15 protein-coding genes and 1 pseudogene are annotated in these 16,937 nt (G+C 58.6%); 11 read left to right on the plus strand and 5 right to left on the minus strand.

Features of this window, described 5'->3' with window-relative positions; all coding sequences use genetic code 11:
- The first annotated feature begins 57 nt into the window (after window positions 1-57).
- The 4 genes from hpxW to hpxZ are packed head-to-tail and all read left to right on the plus strand — an operon-like array spanning window position 58 to window position 3,617.
- Window positions 58-1,641, plus strand: a complete 1,584-nt coding sequence (gene hpxW / locus QMN93_RS21335) for an oxamate amidohydrolase (protein ID WP_193139004.1) — start codon at window positions 58-60, stop codon at window positions 1,639-1,641.
- 10 nt (window positions 1,642-1,651) lie between these two features.
- The gene (hpxX, locus tag QMN93_RS21340; RefSeq protein WP_033145148.1) at window positions 1,652-1,840 is read left to right on the plus strand and encodes an oxalurate catabolism protein HpxX; all 189 of its coding nucleotides are present in this window, start codon (window positions 1,652-1,654) and stop codon (window positions 1,838-1,840) included.
- The gene (locus QMN93_RS21345) at window positions 1,837-3,234 is read left to right on the plus strand and encodes an AtzE family amidohydrolase (protein ID WP_087822304.1); all 1,398 of its coding nucleotides are present in this window, start codon (window positions 1,837-1,839) and stop codon (window positions 3,232-3,234) included. Before hpxX ends, QMN93_RS21345 begins: the two co-directional genes overlap by 4 nt.
- A complete protein-coding gene (hpxZ, locus tag QMN93_RS21350; RefSeq protein ID WP_042718752.1) occupies window positions 3,231-3,617 on the plus strand; it encodes an oxalurate catabolism protein HpxZ in 387 nt (128 codons plus the stop codon). Before QMN93_RS21345 ends, hpxZ begins: the two co-directional genes overlap by 4 nt.
- Window positions 3,618-3,665: 48 nt before the next feature.
- Here hpxZ and puuE read toward each other — a convergent pair whose 3' ends face one another.
- The 3 genes and pseudogenes from puuE to QMN93_RS21365 all read right to left on the minus strand — a co-directional run bounded on the left by puuE (window position 3,666) and on the right by QMN93_RS21365 (window position 6,073).
- Entirely contained in the window at window positions 3,666-4,565 is a 900-nt protein-coding gene (puuE, locus tag QMN93_RS21355; protein ID WP_226852776.1) for an allantoinase PuuE, read from the minus strand.
- A pseudogene (hpxA, locus tag QMN93_RS21360) lies at window positions 4,483-5,357 on the minus strand (allantoin racemase). The gene puuE and the pseudogene hpxA overlap by 83 nt, the downstream one beginning before the upstream one ends.
- Complete coding sequence (locus QMN93_RS21365; protein WP_010429412.1) at window positions 5,357-6,073, minus strand: GntR family transcriptional regulator; 717 nt, start codon at window positions 6,071-6,073, stop codon at window positions 5,357-5,359. Before QMN93_RS21365 ends, hpxA begins: the two are co-directional and overlap by 1 nt.
- Before the next feature lie 144 nt (window positions 6,074-6,217).
- Between QMN93_RS21365 and QMN93_RS21370 the strand changes: the two genes are divergently transcribed.
- The gene (locus QMN93_RS21370) at window positions 6,218-7,714 is read left to right on the plus strand and encodes an NCS1 family nucleobase:cation symporter-1 (RefSeq protein ID WP_023335187.1); all 1,497 of its coding nucleotides are present in this window, start codon (window positions 6,218-6,220) and stop codon (window positions 7,712-7,714) included.
- A gap of 99 nt (window positions 7,715-7,813) precedes the next feature.
- Window positions 7,814-9,133: a guanine deaminase gene (gene guaD, locus QMN93_RS21375; RefSeq protein ID WP_182383289.1), complete on the plus strand. Its 1,320-nt coding sequence runs from the start codon at window positions 7,814-7,816 to the stop codon at window positions 9,131-9,133.
- Here the strand turns inward: guaD and uraH are convergent.
- Window positions 9,113-9,436: a hydroxyisourate hydrolase gene (uraH, locus tag QMN93_RS21380; protein ID WP_182383288.1), complete on the minus strand. Its 324-nt coding sequence runs from the start codon at window positions 9,434-9,436 to the stop codon at window positions 9,113-9,115. The two genes, guaD and uraH, sit on opposite strands and share 21 nt — an antisense overlap.
- Window positions 9,433-9,933, minus strand: coding sequence for a 2-oxo-4-hydroxy-4-carboxy-5-ureidoimidazoline decarboxylase (gene uraD / locus QMN93_RS21385; protein ID WP_193139002.1), 501 nt, complete (start codon window positions 9,931-9,933; stop codon window positions 9,433-9,435). Before uraD ends, uraH begins: the two co-directional genes overlap by 4 nt.
- Window positions 9,934-10,172: 239 nt before the next feature.
- Here uraD and hpxO point away from each other — a divergent pair, with 239 nt between their 5' ends.
- The 5 genes from hpxO (at window position 10,173) to QMN93_RS21410 (ending at window position 16,935) form a co-directional block, all read left to right on the plus strand.
- On the plus strand, window positions 10,173-11,327 hold the full coding sequence (hpxO, locus tag QMN93_RS21390) for an FAD-dependent urate hydroxylase HpxO (protein WP_182383286.1): 1,155 nt from the start codon (window positions 10,173-10,175) through the stop codon (window positions 11,325-11,327).
- Between the two features lie 17 nt (window positions 11,328-11,344).
- Window positions 11,345-12,379 carry a molybdenum cofactor-independent xanthine hydroxylase subunit HpxD gene (gene hpxD / locus QMN93_RS21395; protein WP_182383285.1) on the plus strand — a complete coding sequence of 345 codons (1,035 nt, stop codon included), beginning with the start codon at window positions 11,345-11,347 and terminating at the stop codon, window positions 12,377-12,379.
- 11 nt (window positions 12,380-12,390) lie between these two features.
- A complete protein-coding gene (locus QMN93_RS21400) occupies window positions 12,391-13,326 on the plus strand; it encodes a PDR/VanB family oxidoreductase (RefSeq protein WP_193138998.1) in 936 nt (311 codons plus the stop codon).
- A gap of 223 nt (window positions 13,327-13,549) precedes the next feature.
- Complete coding sequence (locus tag QMN93_RS21405) at window positions 13,550-14,782, plus strand: site-specific integrase (protein ID WP_047414207.1); 1,233 nt, start codon at window positions 13,550-13,552, stop codon at window positions 14,780-14,782.
- A 146-nt stretch (window positions 14,783-14,928) separates the two neighbouring features.
- On the plus strand, window positions 14,929-16,935 hold the full coding sequence (locus QMN93_RS21410) for a site-specific DNA-methyltransferase (protein WP_323619749.1): 2,007 nt from the start codon (window positions 14,929-14,931) through the stop codon (window positions 16,933-16,935).
- Window positions 16,936-16,937: the final 2 nt, after the last annotated feature.

The raw sequence follows: 16,937 nt of genomic DNA on the forward strand, positions 1-16,937 counted from the left end.
CAGAACTGGAACAGCTTTTGCAGCGCCTTGTGACTTTCAGGGTTACGAGGACTCTCTATGCAAAGTAATGTCTCCACGCACGGCATGGCCGTTGCGCCCCACCATCTTGCCAGCCAGAGCGCCCTGGCGGTACTGCGCGAAGGCGGCAGCGCGATAGAGGCGATGGTCGCCGCGGCGGCCACCGTTGCCGTGGTTTATCCGCACATGAACGGGCTGGGCGGCGATGGCTTCTGGCTTATCGTGCCGCCGGAAGGCGAACCTGTCGCCATTGATGCCAGCGGCGCGGCGGGATCGCGCGCGACGCTCGACGCCTACGACGGTCTGGCGCATATCCCCCATCGCGGCCCCCGCGCGGCGCTGACCGTCGCCGGCACGGTGAGCGGCTGGGACGAGGCGCTGAAGGTCTCGCGCGAGTTGACCGGCAAGGCGCTGCCGCTGGCCCGCCTGCTGGCCGACGCCATTGACTATGCGCAAAACGGCACGCCGGTTACGGCCTCTCAGGCCCATGCCACGGCCAGCAAATTCGACGAGCTGAAGGACGTGCCAGGCTTTGCGGAAACCTGGCTGGTGGACGGTAAGCCGCCGCAGGTCGGGAGCCGCTTTTACCAGCCCGCCATGGCCACGACGTTGACGCGCCTGGTGGAAGACGGTCTGGACAGCTTTTACCGCGGCCCGCTGGCGGACGTGCTGGCGCACGGCATGGAGACGCTGGGCCTGCCCGTGACGCTGGCCGATCTTAACGCGCACGCTGCCCGGCGCACCGCGCCGCTGAGGCTGCAGCATCAGCAGGGGGTGATCTTTAACCACACCCCGCCGACGCAGGGGCTGGTCTCGCTGGCGATACTCGGCATCACCGACCGCCTGAACATGGCCGAGGCCGACGACGCCGACACCGTTCACCGCATCGTTGAAGCCACCAAGCTGGCCTTTGGCCTGCGCGATGCCCACATTACCGACCCGCGCGAGCTGAAAACCGATATTCAGGGTCTGCTGGATCCCGCCGCCCTGCAGGCGCTTGCCGACAGGGTTGACGACGGCCGCGCCGCGCCGTGGGGCATCGGAAAAGGCCCCGGTGATACGGTGTGGATGGGAGTGATGGATAACAGCGGGCTTGCCGTGTCGTTTATCCAGAGTATCTATCACGAGTTCGGCAGCGGCGTTGTGCTGCCCGACACCGGCATCGTCTGGCAGAACCGGGGCGCATCGTTCAGCCTCGATCCCAATCATCTTCTGGCCCTCGCGCCGGGCAAGCAGCCCTTCCATACCCTGAACCCGGCGGCGGCGCGTCTTAAGGACGGGCGCGTGATGGTCTACGGATCGATGGGCGGTGACGGACAGCCGCAAACCCAGGCCGCGCTTTTTACCCGCTACGCGATTCAGGGCGTGCCTTTACAGGAGAGCATTTCCCGCCCGCGCTGGCTGCTGGGGCGCACCTGGGGACAAACCTCGGACACGTTAAAGCTGGAAGGACGCTTTACCGCTGAGACGGTCTCACGGCTTCAGGCACTCGGGCACGAGGTGGAAATGTTCCCTGACTTCAGCGAAGCGATGGGCCACGCGGGCGCGATTGTCCGCCACCCCAACGGGCTGTTCGAAGGGGCATTTGACCCGCGCAGCAACGGCGCGGCCGCCGGATTCTGAGGAGAAAACTATGACGACACAACAACCCGACTGGCAGGCGTATCTGGCGCAAATGGAGTCCGTGCTCGGCGTAACGCTGGACGATGCCCGCCGCGCCGAGCTGCAGGTGCAGTTCAGCCGCATAGCAAACATGGCCGCCCCGCTGATGGCGCTGCCGCTCGACGACCGTCTGGAGATCGCAGGAGTGTACAAAGCATGAGGCTACACGAGATGAGTATCAGCGCGATCCAGCATGCGCTGGGCGCGGGCGAGCTGAGCGCTCGCGAGATTGCCCGCCAGACGCTGGAGGCGATTGCGCGCGTTAACCCGCAGATCGGCGCCTGGACCGCCGTGACGGAAGCGCGCATGCTCGCCGAGGCCGAGAGCATCGACACCCTGCGCCGCGAAAAGCGCCCCCTGCCCCCGCTGGCGGGCGTGCCCTACGCGGTAAAAAACCTGTTCGACGTTGCCGGCCACACCACCCTTGCCGGGGCAGAGCTGTTCAGCCAGCGCCCCGCCGCGGCCGCTGACAGCTTCGCGGTGCGCCAGCTGCGCAGCGCGGGCGGGCTGCTGACCGGGATGGTGAATATGGACGCCTACGCCTACGGCTTCACGACCGAAAACAGCCACTACGGCACGACGCGTAACCCGCACGATCTGGCGCGCATTGCGGGCGGGTCGTCCGGCGGCTCGGCCGCCGCCGTGGCCGCCGGGCTGGTGCACTTTTCGCTCGGCACCGACACCAACGGCTCGATTCGCGTTCCGGCCTCCCTGTGCGGCATCTATGGCCTGAAGCCCACCTTTGGCCGCCTGTCGCGATCCGGCAGCCATCCGTTTGTCGCGAGCCTGGATCATATCGGCCCCTTTGCCCGCCGCGTGTGCGATCTGGCGTCCGTCTACGACGCGCTGCAGGGCCGGGACAGCAGCGACGCTTTTCAGGCAGAGAGCTCGCGCGAGCAGACGCGCCCCCTGCTCGATCGCGGCCTTGACGGCCTGCGCTGCGCGGTGCTCGGCGGCTACTTCACCACCTGGTGCGACGCGGATGCCAGAGACGCCGTGGCGCGGGCGGCGAAGGCGCTCGACGTGCAGGATGAGCTGCAGTTCCCGGACGCAGAACTGGCGCGCTCCGCGGCGTTTATCATCAGCGCCTCCGAAGGGGGAAACCAGTACCTGCCGGCGCTTCGCCGCGAGCCCGAGCGTTTTGAGCCGCACTCCCGGGAACGCCTGCTGGCAGGCGCAATGATCCCCTCCGCCTGGTACATTCAGGCCCAGCGGTTTCGCGCGCACGCCCGGCAGGCGTTTAAAACCCTGTTCGCGCAGGCCGACGTGCTGATCGCGCCGGCAACGCCGCGCAGCGCCACGCTCGCGGGTGAGCAGACCATGGAGATTAACGGTCAGCCGCTCCCCATCCGCGCCAGCATGGGGATGCTGACCCAGCCGATTTCATTTCTGGGCCTGCCCGTGACCACCGTTCCGCTGCGCACCGCGCAGGGTGCGCCGATTGGCCTGCAGCTGATTGCCGCGCCGTTTAACGAGCAGGCCTGCCTGCGCGTCGCGCGCGTGCTTGAAGGGAGCGGCATCGCCGATGCCCGCCCGGCGGAGGTGGCCGCATGATGAATCACGATGACATTAACCTTCCGTGGGTAGTTGCCGAGGTGACCGCCGCGTTTTATCGCTATGAAGACGCGCTGGTGAGCAACAACGTTGCGGTGCTGGACGAGCTGTTCTGGCACGACAAAAACACGGTGCGTCTGGGGGCGGGTGAAAACCTGTACGGGATTGATGAAATCCGCGCCTTTCGGGCGGCGCGCCCGTCCGCCGGGCTGCAGCGGACGCTGCGCCACACAGTGATTACCACCTTCGGGGAGGATTATGCCGTGTGCAGCACCGAGTTTACCCGCGAGGGCACGGAACGCATTGGCCGCCAGCAGCAGACGTGGGTGCGGTTTGCCTACGGATGGCGGATCGTGGCGGCACAGGTGAGTTTGATGTCGTAGCCGTAGGCCGGGTAAGGCGCAGCCGCCACCCGGCTAAACACGGCACACTTACTTCTTAAACGGATGCACATCCCGCCAGTGGTCGGCAATCTGCTGGCGGGTACAGACCCACACCCGCTCGTGCTGCTGCACGTAATCCAGGAACCGCTGCAGCGCGCGAAAACGCCCCGGCCGCCCCAGCAGGCGACAGTGCATGCCGATGGACATCATCTTCGGCGCGCGTTCCCCCTCTTCGTACAGCACGTCAAAACTGTCCTTCAGATACGTATAAAACTGCTCGGCAGTGTTAAACCCCTGCGCGGTGGCGAAGCGCATGTCGTTCGCATCCAGCGTATACGGCACGATCAGGTGCGGTTTACGGGTACCGTCGCTGCAGGCCACTTCCGTCCAGAAGGGCAGATCGTCGCCGTAGTAGTCGCTGTCATAGTCGAAGCCGCCGTGCTCCACCACCAGCTGGCGGGTGTTGGGGCTGTCGCGCCCGGTGTACCAGCCCGTCGGCGGCTTGCCGAACAGGTCGGTCAACACGTGCACCGCCTTGTGCAGGTGTTCGCGCTCCTGGCTGATATCCATGCTCTGATAGTGGATCCAGCGCCAGCCGTGGCTGACCACGTCGTAGTCCGCCGCCTTGATTGCCTCGACGATCTCAGGATGACGCGCCAGCGCCATCGCTACGCCAAAGACCGTCAGCGGCAGGCCGCGCTTTTGAAATTCACTGTGGATCCGCCAGAACCCGGCGCGGCTGCCGTATTCGTAGAGGGAGTCCATCGACATGTGTTTATCCGGGTAGCTGGCCGCGCCGATAATGTCCGACAGGAACTGCTCGGATCCGGCATCGCCGTGCAGAACGTGGTTTTCCGCCCCTTCCTCATAATTGAGCACAAACTGCACGGCGATACGCGCCTGATTCGGCCACCGCGCGTGCGGCGGGTTGCCCGCGTAGCCGCGCAGATCCCGCGGGTAATCCTGTTCAAAAAGCCCCATTGCCACCCCCAAAAATTAAAATGGATTCAGTGCCTGAAAATGTCCGCTTAACGCTTTTTTCTCGGGGAACGCCAGATCCCCGTGCTTGCTGGTCGACAGCCCCAGCACCACCAGCGATTCCACCATCTTCACCGCCGCGCTGACGCCGTCGATGACCGGCACGCGCAGCTCGCGCGTCAGCTCCTGCGCCAGCGTCGCCATGCCGCCGCAGCCCAGCACGATGGCGCCGCAGCCGTCCTCTTTCAGCGCCTGTATACAGCGCGCGCGCACCTTCTCCTGCGCCACACCGCTGCCGTCTTCCAGCGCCAGCACCGGGAGATCGATAGCGTGCAGCGCCGCGCACCTGTCCTGAAAGCCATACTGGTGCAGCAGATGGCGGGCAATAATCAGCGTGCGCGGCAGCGTGGTGACCACCGAAAAGCGCGTCGCCACCAGCGTCGCCATATGCATGGCGGCTTCGGCGATACCGACCACCGGCCCCTGCGCCAGCTCGCGCGCCGCCAGCAGGCCCGGATCGCCAAAGCAGGCGATGACGTGACCATCGACGCCCTGCTCTCTGCCGAGCTTAACCTGTTCGAGAACCCCCACGGCGGCGATGGCCTCATCAAAGTGGCCTTCTATAGACGGCACGCCCGCGCTGGGGCAGACCGCGAGGATCTCCGTTCCCGGCGCCGCCACCGCGCGGGCCGCCGCGCCGATGGTTTCCGTCATCGCGAGGCTGGTGTTGGGATTGATCACTTGTATACAGACAGAGGACATTACGACTCCTTGTGGCCGGCAAACAGCCGGGCAAAATCAGGCAGGCACTCGCCCGCCCGCTCGAAGCAGAGGCTGGCGACGATATGTTCAAAATGGTGCATCAAAGCATCGCTTAGCGGCTGGAGCGCCTTCTGGCGCAGCAGATCCACAAGCTGTTCGTGATCGTTGCAGCGGCACCCCTGACGCCACGGCGCGCCCCAGGTGGCAATCACCAGCGAGGAGCGCTGGCTCAGGCCGGTCACCATCTCCGTCAGCACCTGGTTGCCGGAGATGGCCTGCAGCTGAATGTGGAAATTGGCGGAGTGGCGGATTGCCGCCGGGCCGTCGTACGCCTCGTGCGCCTGCTGCTCCTGACGAATAATGGCCTCCAGCGCGGCAAGGTGCGGCGGCTGGCAGCGGGCCAGCACGTCCGGCAGGTTGGCGACCTCCAGCAGCGCGCGGGTGCGGAAGATATGCTGCGCCTCTTCCACCGTCGGGCTGGCAACGTGTGCACCACGCTTGGGCGTTAAGGTGACCATTTGCACAGCCGCGAGTCGTTGAAGCACCTTGCGGATGCCCGTGCGGCTTACGCCAAAGACCTCGGCCAGCGCCTCCTCCGGCAGTTTGCTCCCCGGCAGCAGCTGATGTTCGACAATCGCGGTCATCAGCGCCTGAAAGATCGATTCGTCTTTGTCATGCAGGTCTGGCGCGGTCTGCAGGGCGTTTATGTTGTTCATTCACCACTCCGTCTTTTACTCTTCGTTATCGAATCGTATACATAAAAATAAAATATTGCATACAAGATTTATTATTTTGGCCTGGATCCTGCAACACCGTCTGCACTCCCGCTTAACGGGTTTTCATTCACAGGAGCAGGTTTCATGCCAAACAGTCAAAACGCGCAGCAGGGTACGGCCGCTGATTCCGGTGCGGTTTACAGCCCACGTCTTTGCAATGAGGATCTGGCACCGACGCGTGACCAGAACTGGAGCTGGTACAACATCTTTTCGTTCTGGATGTCGGACGTTCACAGCATGGGGGGTTATGTTGTCGCCGCGAGCTTCTTTACGCTCGGGCTGGCAAGCTGGCAGGTGCTGCTGTGCCTGCTGGTGGGGATTTGCATCGTGCAGCTGTGCGCCAACCTGGTAGCCAAACCGAGCCAGATGGCGGGCGTGCCCTACGCGGTAATCAGCCGTCAGGCGTTTGGCGTGTTCGGGGCCAATATTCCGGCGGTGATCCGCGGGCTGATCGCCTTCGCGTGGTACGGCATTCAGACCTACCTGGCCGCCAACGCCCTGATGCTGGTGGCGCTCAAGTTCTGGCCGTCGCTCTCTTCGCTCACTACCGGCGCATTCCTGGGCCTGTCGCATCTCGGCTGGATCTGCTTTGCCATCATGTGGGTGCTGCAGGCGATGGTCTTCTGGCACGGCATGAGCGCCATCAAGCGCTTTATTGATATCGCCGGTCCGGCGGTCTACGTGGTGATGCTGGCCCTCGCAGGCTGGATTGTATACAAGACCGGTTTTGACGGCATTTCCTTCACTCTCGCCAGCAAATCTCTGAGCGCGGGGGAGCAGACCTGGCAGATGATCACCGCGACCGCGCTGGTGGTGTCTTACTTCTCCGGCCCGCTGCTCAACTTTGGCGACTTCTCCCGCTACGGCAAAAGCATGGGCGAGATCCGCCGCGGCAACCGCTGGGGGCTACCGTTTAACTTCCTGCTGTTCTCCATCGTCACCGTGGTGATTGTCTCCGGCACCCAGTCGCTGTTTGGCCGCATGATCACCGACCCGATCGAAACCGTCAGCCGCGTGGGCAACGATCTGGCCGTGGCGATTGGCCTGCTGACGATGATCACCGCCACCATCGGGATCAACATCGTCGCGAACTTCGTCTCCCCGGCGTTTGATTTCTCTAACTGCTCGCCGCAGAAAATCAGCTTCCGCACCGGGGGCATGATTGCCGCCGTCGGCTCGATCCTGCTTACCCCGTGGAACCTGTTCAACTCGCCGGAGCTTATCCACTACACCCTGGACGTGCTCGGGGCGTTTATCGGCCCGCTGTTCGGCATTCTGATTGCCGACTTCTACCTGATTAAGCGCGGCAAGGTGTCGGTTGACGATCTGTTCGACGACACGCCGAAGGGCAAATACTGGTACCGCAACGGTTTCAACCCGAAAGCCATTGGCGCGCTGATCCCGTCCGTTGCCGTGGGCCTGGTGATCAGCTTTATTCCGGCCCTGCATGAGGTGGCGAACTTCAGCTGGTTTATCGGCGTCTTCCTCGGCGGCGTGACCTACCGCTGGCTGGCGCGGGAAGATCGCGAGACGGCGGGCGCGACGTCGTTCGGCTCACGCGTGGCAACGCAAAAAGAGTAACCCCCTCCTTCCGGCCGCAGCTTAGCTGCGGCCCGTTCATTCTGGCACCGTTCTTGCTGCGCCTTATCACCCCGTTATGTACACAATAAGGCAGGAACCATGATGGATTACCAGACAGCGATCCGCGGCGCATTTTTTGATATTGCCCAGGTCTGCGATAGCGCAGACGCGATTGCCCGGCACGCGCGCTACCTTGAGGACGGGGTGCTGTTTATACAGAACGGAAAAATTCTGGCGCACATGCCGTGGCAGGAGGGCGAGCAGTATCTTGACCCCCACAAGGGCTACACCGACCTGCGCGGTAAGCTACTGCTGCCCGGTTTTGTCGATACCCACGTCCATTATCCGCAAACGGAGATGATCGGTGCCTTTGGCGAGCAGCTGCTGGAGTGGCTGACCACCTACACCTTCCCGGTGGAGAGCCAGTTTGCCGATGAAGCCTACGCGAAAGAGATCGCCGAATTTTTCATTCACCAGCTGGTAAGCAACGGCACCACCACCGCGCTGGTGTTTTGCACGCTGCATCCGGAATCGGTCGAGGCGCTGTTTACCGAAGCCCTGCGCCTCAACATGCGCCTAATCGCCGGAAAGGTGATGATGGACAGACACACCCCGGACTACCTGAGCGAAGACGCGAAGCAGAGCTACCGGCAGACGCGGGCGCTGATCCAGCGCTGGCACCACCGGGGACGGCTGGGCTACGCCATTACCCCGCGCTTTGCTCCGACCTCATCCCCCGAGCTGCTCGCCGCGGTCAGCCTGCTCAGAGAGGAGTTCCCGGATACCTGGATACAGACCCATCTTAGCGAAAACCCCAACGAAGTGGCCTGGGTGAGCGACCTCTGGCCGGAGCACGAGCGCTATCTGGACGTGTATCATCACTACGGGCTGACCGGCGAGCGCAGCGTGTTTGCCCACGCGATTCACCTTCACTACAGCGAATGGCAGTGCCTGCATGACACCGGTTCGGCGGTGGCGTTTTGCCCCACCTCTAACCTGTTTCTCGGCAGCGGGCTGTTTCGCCTGCCCGCCTGCTGGCAGCACAAGGTGCGGATGGGCATCGGCACCGACGTCGGCGCGGGCACCACCTTCAGCATGCTGCGCACCCTGGGGGAGGCCTACAAGGTCGGCCAGCTTCAGAGCTACCGCCTGCGCGCCAGCGAGGCGTTTTATCACGCCACGCTGGGCGGCGCGCACGCCCTCAGGCTCGCCGATAAGATTGGCAACTTCGCACCCGGCAAAGAGGCGGATTTCGTGGTGATCGACCCTGACGTGACGCCGCTGCAGCGCCTGCGCAATCGCCGCTGTCAGGATATCTACGAGCAGCTTTTTGTGCTGATGACCCTCGGCGACGAGCGCAACATCAGCGAGACCTGGGTCAACGGCGAGCGGGTGTGGTCAACTTCCCCGGTAGGTTGACCATCCGCCGGGCGCAATCACAAACGGCAGATGGAAATGCTCGTCTGCCGCTTCTCCCGTCACAAAATCAATTAGCGCGCAGGGGTATAGCGTGTCGCGGCCGGTTTCGCTAAACCACGCGCCGATCTCCGCCACCAGCCGATAGCGGCCTGCGGGCAGAGAGGGAACGAACGCGGCGATGCGTCCCTGGACGTTGGTCACGCCCGAGGCCAGCGTGTTCCCGTCCTGTTGTAGATGAACCGTCACGCCCTGTGCGGGTTTGCCCGTCGAGATATCAAGAATATGGGTGCTGAGTGTGCTCATTCGCTAATAACTCCTTCCAGCCGTAGCAGCGTAATTTCCCGCAGCTGTTCCAGCGCGGCACGGATTTCCTGCGCGTCGCTGTTCTCCTGCCGCGCGTGCAGCGCCTGTAAAATCTCCTCGCCGCTGCGGCCCTTCGCGCGGATCAGAAACACGCGTCCGAAGCGGGCCTCGTAGCGGGCATTGCCCTCACGCAGCGCCCGGGCAAGGGCAGCATCGGCTTCATTCACCGCGCCCTGCTCCTGGCGCGACAGCGCCGCCTCCGCCTGTGAACCTGCGGGCTTTTCTCCGATGCGCGGATGGGCGCTCAGGGCCTGCGCCAGCGCCGCTTCGTCCCAGTTTTGCGTCAGCGCGTTTGCCGTACTGAACAATTCGTCCCGGCTGGCGTAGGGTCGCCCGCGAACCAGCGCATCGGCCCAGCCGGGGAGCGCCACGCAGGGGTGAATCAGCGCTAACGCCTTTTCGTGGGGAAGATGATTGAAGTCGTGCAGTGCGATCATAGCGTCTCCTTTATTGTCTTCTTCCTGATTGTTGCACAAACCACGCCACTCTGAGCGCGGGCGTGAAACAGTCGATTCCGTATAGCTCAACTGGAAATTTTTGATTCAAAAAAAGGCACGCTCACCGCGTTTGCGCACCTTAGCAGTGCAAACGTCGCCCCCACAACGTCGTTTTCGCCACTCTGCAGCCTGGTACGCAAATTGCTGAATGTCTTTACACCCTGCAAAAGGAGAGAAGCATGAGAGCAATCGTCATTGGTGCGGGTATTGGCGGCCTGAGCGCCGCCGTCGCGCTGAAGAAAGCGGGCATCGACTGTACCGTGTTTGAAGCCGTCAAAGAGATCAGGCCCGTCGGGGCGGCCATCTCCATCTGGCCTAACGGCGTGAAATGCATGCAACACCTCGGCATGGGCGACATCATCGAGACCTACGGCGGGCCGATGCGTTTTATGGCCTACAAGGATTACCGGCGCGGCGAGACCCTGACCCGCTTCAGCCTTGCCCCGCTGGTTGAGCGTACCGGCGGGCGCCCCTGCCCCGTCTCGCGCGCTGAGCTCCAGCGCGAAATGCTGGACTTCTGGGGGCCCGACAGGGTGCAGTTCGGCAAGCGCGTCGAACGCGTAAGCGAAGACGACGCGGGCGTGAGCGTGACCTTCACCGACGGCACCACGGCAGCCGGCGATTTTCTGATTGCCGCCGACGGCAGCCACTCCGCCGTGCGCCCGTACGTGCTGGGGTATACCCCGGAGCGCCGCTACGCCGGGTACGTGAACTGGAACGGGCTGGTGAAGATTGACGAAGAGATCGCCCCGGCGCACCAGTGGACCACCTTCGTTGGCGAAGGCAAACGCGTGTCGCTGATGCCCGTCTCCGGCGGACGCTTCTACTTCTTTTTTGACGTACCGCTGCCCGCGGGCCTGGCGGAGGATCGCACCACCCTGCGCGCCGACCTCACGGGCTACTTCCGCGGCTGGGCCCCGCCGGTGCAGAAGCTTATCGCGGCGCTGGATCCTGAAACGACCAACCGCATTGAAATCCACGACATTGAGCCGTTCGACAGCCTGGTGCGCGGCAACGTCGCGCTGCTCGGCGATGCCGCGCACAGCACCACGCCGGATATCGGCCAGGGCGGCTGTGCGGCGATGGAAGACGCCGTGGTGCTGGGTGATTGCCTGCGTGAAAACCACAGCATTACGCTGGCGCTGCGCCAGTACGAAGCGCTGCGCTGCGACCGGGTGCGCGACCTGGTGCTGAAGGCGCGTAAACGCTGCGACGTCACCCACGGGAAAGACATGGCGTTGACGCAGGCCTGGTATCAGGAGCTCAAAGAGGAGACCGGTGAGCGCATCATCAACGGTCTGTGCGAGACCATTCAGGGCGGCCCGTTAGGCTGAACGCAAGAGGGACAACGATGAAAAGAGAACCGACTCCACCCGCCCACTGCACGTTTGAGCCAGAGGACTGGCTGCGCCTCGCGAAGTGCTGGCATCCGGTCGCGCGCGCCTGCGACGTCGGCCCGGCGCCGGTTAAGGCGACCCTGCTGGACGAACAGCTGGTGATTTACCGGATTAACGACCAGGTCGTGGTCGCCCGTGACGTCTGCCCGCACCGCGGCGTGCCGCTGACGCTCGGCTTTCACGACGAGCACGGAATTATCTGCCCCTACCACGGCTTACGCTTTGGAGAAGACGGGCGCTGCAACCGTATTCCGTCCAGCCCCGACCAGCCCGTTCCGGCGAAGCTGAACCTGATTAACTACGCCGTGGAGGAGCGCTTCGGCCTGATCTGGACCTGCCTGGCGTTTGACCCGGACAATCCTGTGCCGCTGCCCACCATGCCGCACTGGGATGACGACGGATTTCAGCAGATCAACTGCCCGGCGTTTGAGGTGAACGGCTTTGCCGGTCGTCAGGTAGAGGGATTTCTGGACGTGGCGCACTTTGCCTGGATCCACACCGATACCTTTGCCGATCCCAGTAATCAGCGGGTCCCCACCTATCAACCGCAGGAGACGCCGTTCGGTTTTGTTGCCGATTACTGGAGCTCCGTGAGCAACTATCCCGCCAGTTCACCCGTGCAGGCGCCGGAAGGGTTCCAGTGGCTGCGCCATTTTGAAATGCATCTGCCGTTTACCGCCACCCTGACGATTCATTTTCCGGGAGAATCGCGACTGGTCATCATGAACGCCGCGTCGCCGGTGTCATCGCGCGTCACCCGCATGTTCGCCCCTATCGCGCGTAACTTTGACCTGCATATTCCGGTGGAGGATGTGCATGCCTTCAATCTGCGCATTTTTGAAGAGGATCGCCTGATGGTCGAAACCCAGCGCCCGGAAAGTCTGCCGCTGGATCTGACGCTGGAAGCCCATATTCCCGCCGATAAGAGCTCAATTGCCTACCGTCGGGGACTGAAGAAGATGGGCTTTGGCGAATTTTTCCTCGTATGACGGAGGCCGATATGCTGAGCGTAATTGTTGACGGGCTGTGGCGCGAGGGCGACAAAAGCCTCGCCGTCAGGCTGGTGGCTGAAGACGGTAACGCGCTGCCGGCGTGGCATCCCGGCGCGCACATTGATGTGCACTTGCCCTGCGGCGCGGTGCGCCAGTATTCCCTGACCGGTGCGTGTGGAGACGAGAGCTATCTTATCTGCGTGGGGCGGGAAACCGCCTCGCGCGGCGGATCGCGTTACGTTCACGAGACGCTGCGACCCGGGCAGAAATTAGCAATCTCTGCCCCGCGCAATCTGTTTCCGCTGCATCAGGCTGAGCGGGTGTTGCTGCTGGCGGCGGGCATTGGCATTACGCCGCTGTATGCGATGGCCCTGCAGCTGAAGGCGGCCGGAACGCCGTTTACGCTGCACTATTACGTCAAACGCCGCGAAAGCGCGGCCTTTGCGCGCGAACTCTCCCGGTTCGGTGAGTGCCAGATTCATACCGCCAGCCCGCGCACGGCGCTGGCAGAGCATCTCCCGGCACCTGAGGCGGGGCTTCACGCCTGGATCTGCGGCCCGGCCGGGTTTATGGAAAAAGTGCGAGACGTGGCGACGGCCAGGGGATGGGATGATGGCCATCTTCACAGCGAGGCGTTTCAGCCCGCGGCCCCTGCCGCACGCGGTGACGCGGGCGAGATCTTTACGGTCAAACTCGCCTCCACCGGGGAGCGCTGGCCGGTGCCTGCGGATAAGACCATCGCTCAGGTACTACAGGAAAACGGCGTGGACGTGCCGCTGTCATGCGAAATGGGGATCTGCGGGGCGTGCCTGACGCCGGTGATTGACGGCGTGGTGGATCACCGGGATAGCGTGCAGTCGGAGGCGGAAAAAAGCGCGACGGACCAGCAGGTAGCGCTGTGCTGTTCGCGGAGCCATTCCGGGGAGCTGGTGATTGCCCTGTAAAACGAAAAAACCCTGCGATATTGCTATCGCAGGGTTTTCAAATTTGGCGGAAGCGTAGTCCGCCAAATTAATGTCCGAAAATGTCAGAAATCGTCCATTTTTACCATTAATAAACAATATGTTGTCAGAATCGATTGTTCGAGGACGTCTTGCACCATCCGAAAAAATCTGACATTTTATGCAGTACCTTATGCATGGCGGTTTGTATGACAGGATTTAACATATGCCAAAGAAAGCCAAAGAACTCACCGGACTGGCTGTTGCCAAGCTAAAAACTGAAGGCTCTTATGCTGTTGGTGGCGTTGACGGTTTATATCTCCGGGTCCGGGGTCAGTCCCGTTCATGGATACTTTGTATTGCAATGGGAGTCAGAGTAAACGGATTGGGAAGGACGGTCCCCAGACGTTTAAATATGGGACTTGGTGCCTACCCTGAAGTCTCCTTAGCCGACGCCCGTGATAAGGCTCGTGAGCTGCGCAGGCAAGTCCGTAATGGTGTTAATCCACTTGAAGAAAAACACGCCGCCAGAGCAGAACAAGAAAAGCTGGCTCATAAGAGAAAGACATTTACCGAATGCGCTGAAGACGTTATCGAAATTAAGGCCAAGGAACTTAAAAACCAGAAACACATTGCACAATGGCGTTCAACACTTGAAGCCTATGCTTACCCTGTTGTAGGTGAAAAGCCCATCAGCTCAATCACGAAAGTTGATGTACTGGCAATACTTGAACCAATCTGGCTAACAAAAAACGAAACCGCCAGTCGTCTCCGTGGTCGTATTGAGGCCATTATTGATTACGCCAAGGCGAAAGAATATTTTGAAGGCGATAACCCTGCTTCATGGAAAGGTATGCTTAAGCCCCTCCTGCCAATGCCAAGTAAGGTTCAGCAACAAAAACATCATGCAGCCCTACCCTACAGCGAGATCAAACCCTTCATCTCTGAACTACAGAAACGAGCTGGCATTTCAGCCCGCGCACTTGAGTTTTCAATTCTGACCGTTGCCCGTTCTGGTGAGGTTCGTGGTGCTGAATGGTCAGAAATTGATCTTAAGAACAAAACGTGGACCATTCCCGCCAGCAGAATGAAAGCCAGTAAAGAACATCGTGTACCGCTGTCTGACGCTGCGATAGCGTTGTTAAAGGCTTTACCCCGCTTTAAGGACAATAACCTTGTATTCCCTGCCCCACGCGGTGGACAGTTATCAGATATGTCATTGCTGGCAGTCTTAAAGCGTATGAACCATACAGGTTTAACCCAACACGGCTTCCGTTCTACTTTTCGTGACTGGGCTGGTGAAACAACAGACCATCAACGTGAAGTTATTGAACATGCGCTGGCTCATCAACTGGCTGACAAAGCAGAAGCAGCTTATCAGCGAGGAACGTTATGGCCTAAACGCGTTGCGTTGATGGATGATTGGGCGGGGTATTGTGTAAGCACAAATGCTAACTAATTGATTAACCTCACATTGAAAGTATGCAACTTATTGTTTTTTATATGAATAAAAACCATCTATGGTTGATGACCACTCATTCATCCCGTAGAATATTGGTCAAATTTGAATGAAAGCTCACTGCGAGCAGATGCCGGAAAACTTTTATGATCAAAATAACTTCTGATATGGCAGAACTACAATCAATGAATATCACTGAAGATAATATCAGCAAGCTTAAATCATTGTTTCCTGAAGCATTAAATGAAGGAAACATTGATTTTGATGTTTTAAAGCAGCTTTTGGGTGAAAATGTAGACGAAAAAGAAGAGCGCTATGGCCTGAACTGGCATGGTAAACGTCAGGCTCGCCAGCTTGCTCTCACCCCTTCTCGCGGCACCTTACGCCCATGTAAAGATGAAAGTGTTGATTGGGATAATACCAAAAATCTTATGATTGAGGGCGATAACCTTGAAGTGTTAAAACTCCTTCAAAAAAGCTATGCTGGAAAAGTAAAGCTTATTTATATCGACCCACCGTATAACACCGGAAAAGACTTCGTTTATCCTGATAACTTCCAAGATAATATGAAAAATTATCTCGAACTTACTGGACAAACAGAAGACGGGGCACGTCTAAGCACAAATACAGAAACCAGTGGGCGTTATCATACTGACTGGTTAAATATGATTTACCCCAGATTAAAACTTGCTAAAAATTTACTTAGGAATGATGGGGTAATTATAATAAGCATTGATGACTCAGAACTAAGCAATATCAAAATCACTCTTGATGAAATATTTGGAGGAGAGAATTACCTAGCTACATTAGTTTGGGATAGAAATAGAAAAAACGACGCAAAGTATTTTTCCGTCGGACATGAATACATGTTGGTTTATGCCCGGAATGAGTCTTATTTAACGGACAGCGAAATTATCTTTAGGGGCGCAAAAGAAGGTGTTGACTATCTCCAAGATTTATTTAATAAATCACAATTAAAACATGGTGACAATTGGGATCTAATTAAGGAAGATGTTTTTGATTACTATAAATCAATTTCTAAAGATGACCCGAGAGCACCACTTAAAAGGTTTACTAAAATAGATGAAAAAGGTCCATATAGAGATGATGGTAATATTAACTGGCCCGGTGGAAATGGTCCAACGTATGAGATAGTTCATCCTACAACCGGAAAACCATGTAAATTACCAACCAGTGGTTGGAGATACCCAACAGAAGCTCGCTTTTGGGAAGAGTACGAAAAAGGTAAGATTGTATTTGGAGATGATGAAAAAACAGTCCCGAGAATTCGGACCAATCTGTTTGAAAATAGTAATCAAGTAATGACTTCTGTTCATTATAGTTATGCTCAAACTGCTGCCAATGAATTTTCGACATTATTTGATGGTGAAAGAGTTTTCTCTCACCCTAAACCTGTAAATGACATTAAATCTTTAATTGCTTATTTAAGTAATACAGATGATTTAATTGTTGATTTTTTTGCTGGCTCAGGCACATCTGGGCATTCAGTTTTTTTGCAAAATGCAAAAGATCATGTTAATCGCCGATTTATTTTAGTTCAACTACCGGAACCTTTTAATCGTAAAAATAAAGAACAAGAAATAGCTTATAATTTTTGTGAGCGTATGGGCACACCCAAAAATATTGCTGAAATCACAAAAGAGCGCCTACGCCGTGCAGGTAAAAAGGTTAGTGAAGATAATCCAGACTGGAATGGTGACATTGGGTTCCGTGTATTTAAACTTGACACATCCAATATTCGGCCTTGGGAAGCAACAGCGGAAAGCCTTTCACTACAACTTGATGCCTATATAAGCCCAATTATTGAAGGCCGTAGTGAAGAAGACCTACTTGCTGAATTAATACTTAAGCGTGGCATTGATCTGAGTGTTAACGTTGAAACCCAGCAGTTTGATGGATTAACCGTTTCTTGTGTTGACGGTGGCAAATTGTTTACCTGCTTTGCCAGTCAAATCCCTGCATCTTCAGTCGAAGAACTGACCAAGGGGATCCTTGACTGGCATAAAAGCTTGAAGGCTGGCAAAGATACTGTCTGCTATTTCCTTGATGACGCATTTGAAAATAACGTTGCTAAAACAAATCTTTGCGCCATTCTGGAACAGCATGGCCTGACAAACTTGCACAGCCTGTAAGG

Origin of the sequence: Enterobacter sp. R-1.6.2 (assembly GCF_035064085.1) — a bacterium.
In the GTDB taxonomy this organism is placed as follows: domain Bacteria; phylum Pseudomonadota; class Gammaproteobacteria; order Enterobacterales; family Enterobacteriaceae; genus Enterobacter; species Enterobacter asburiae_B.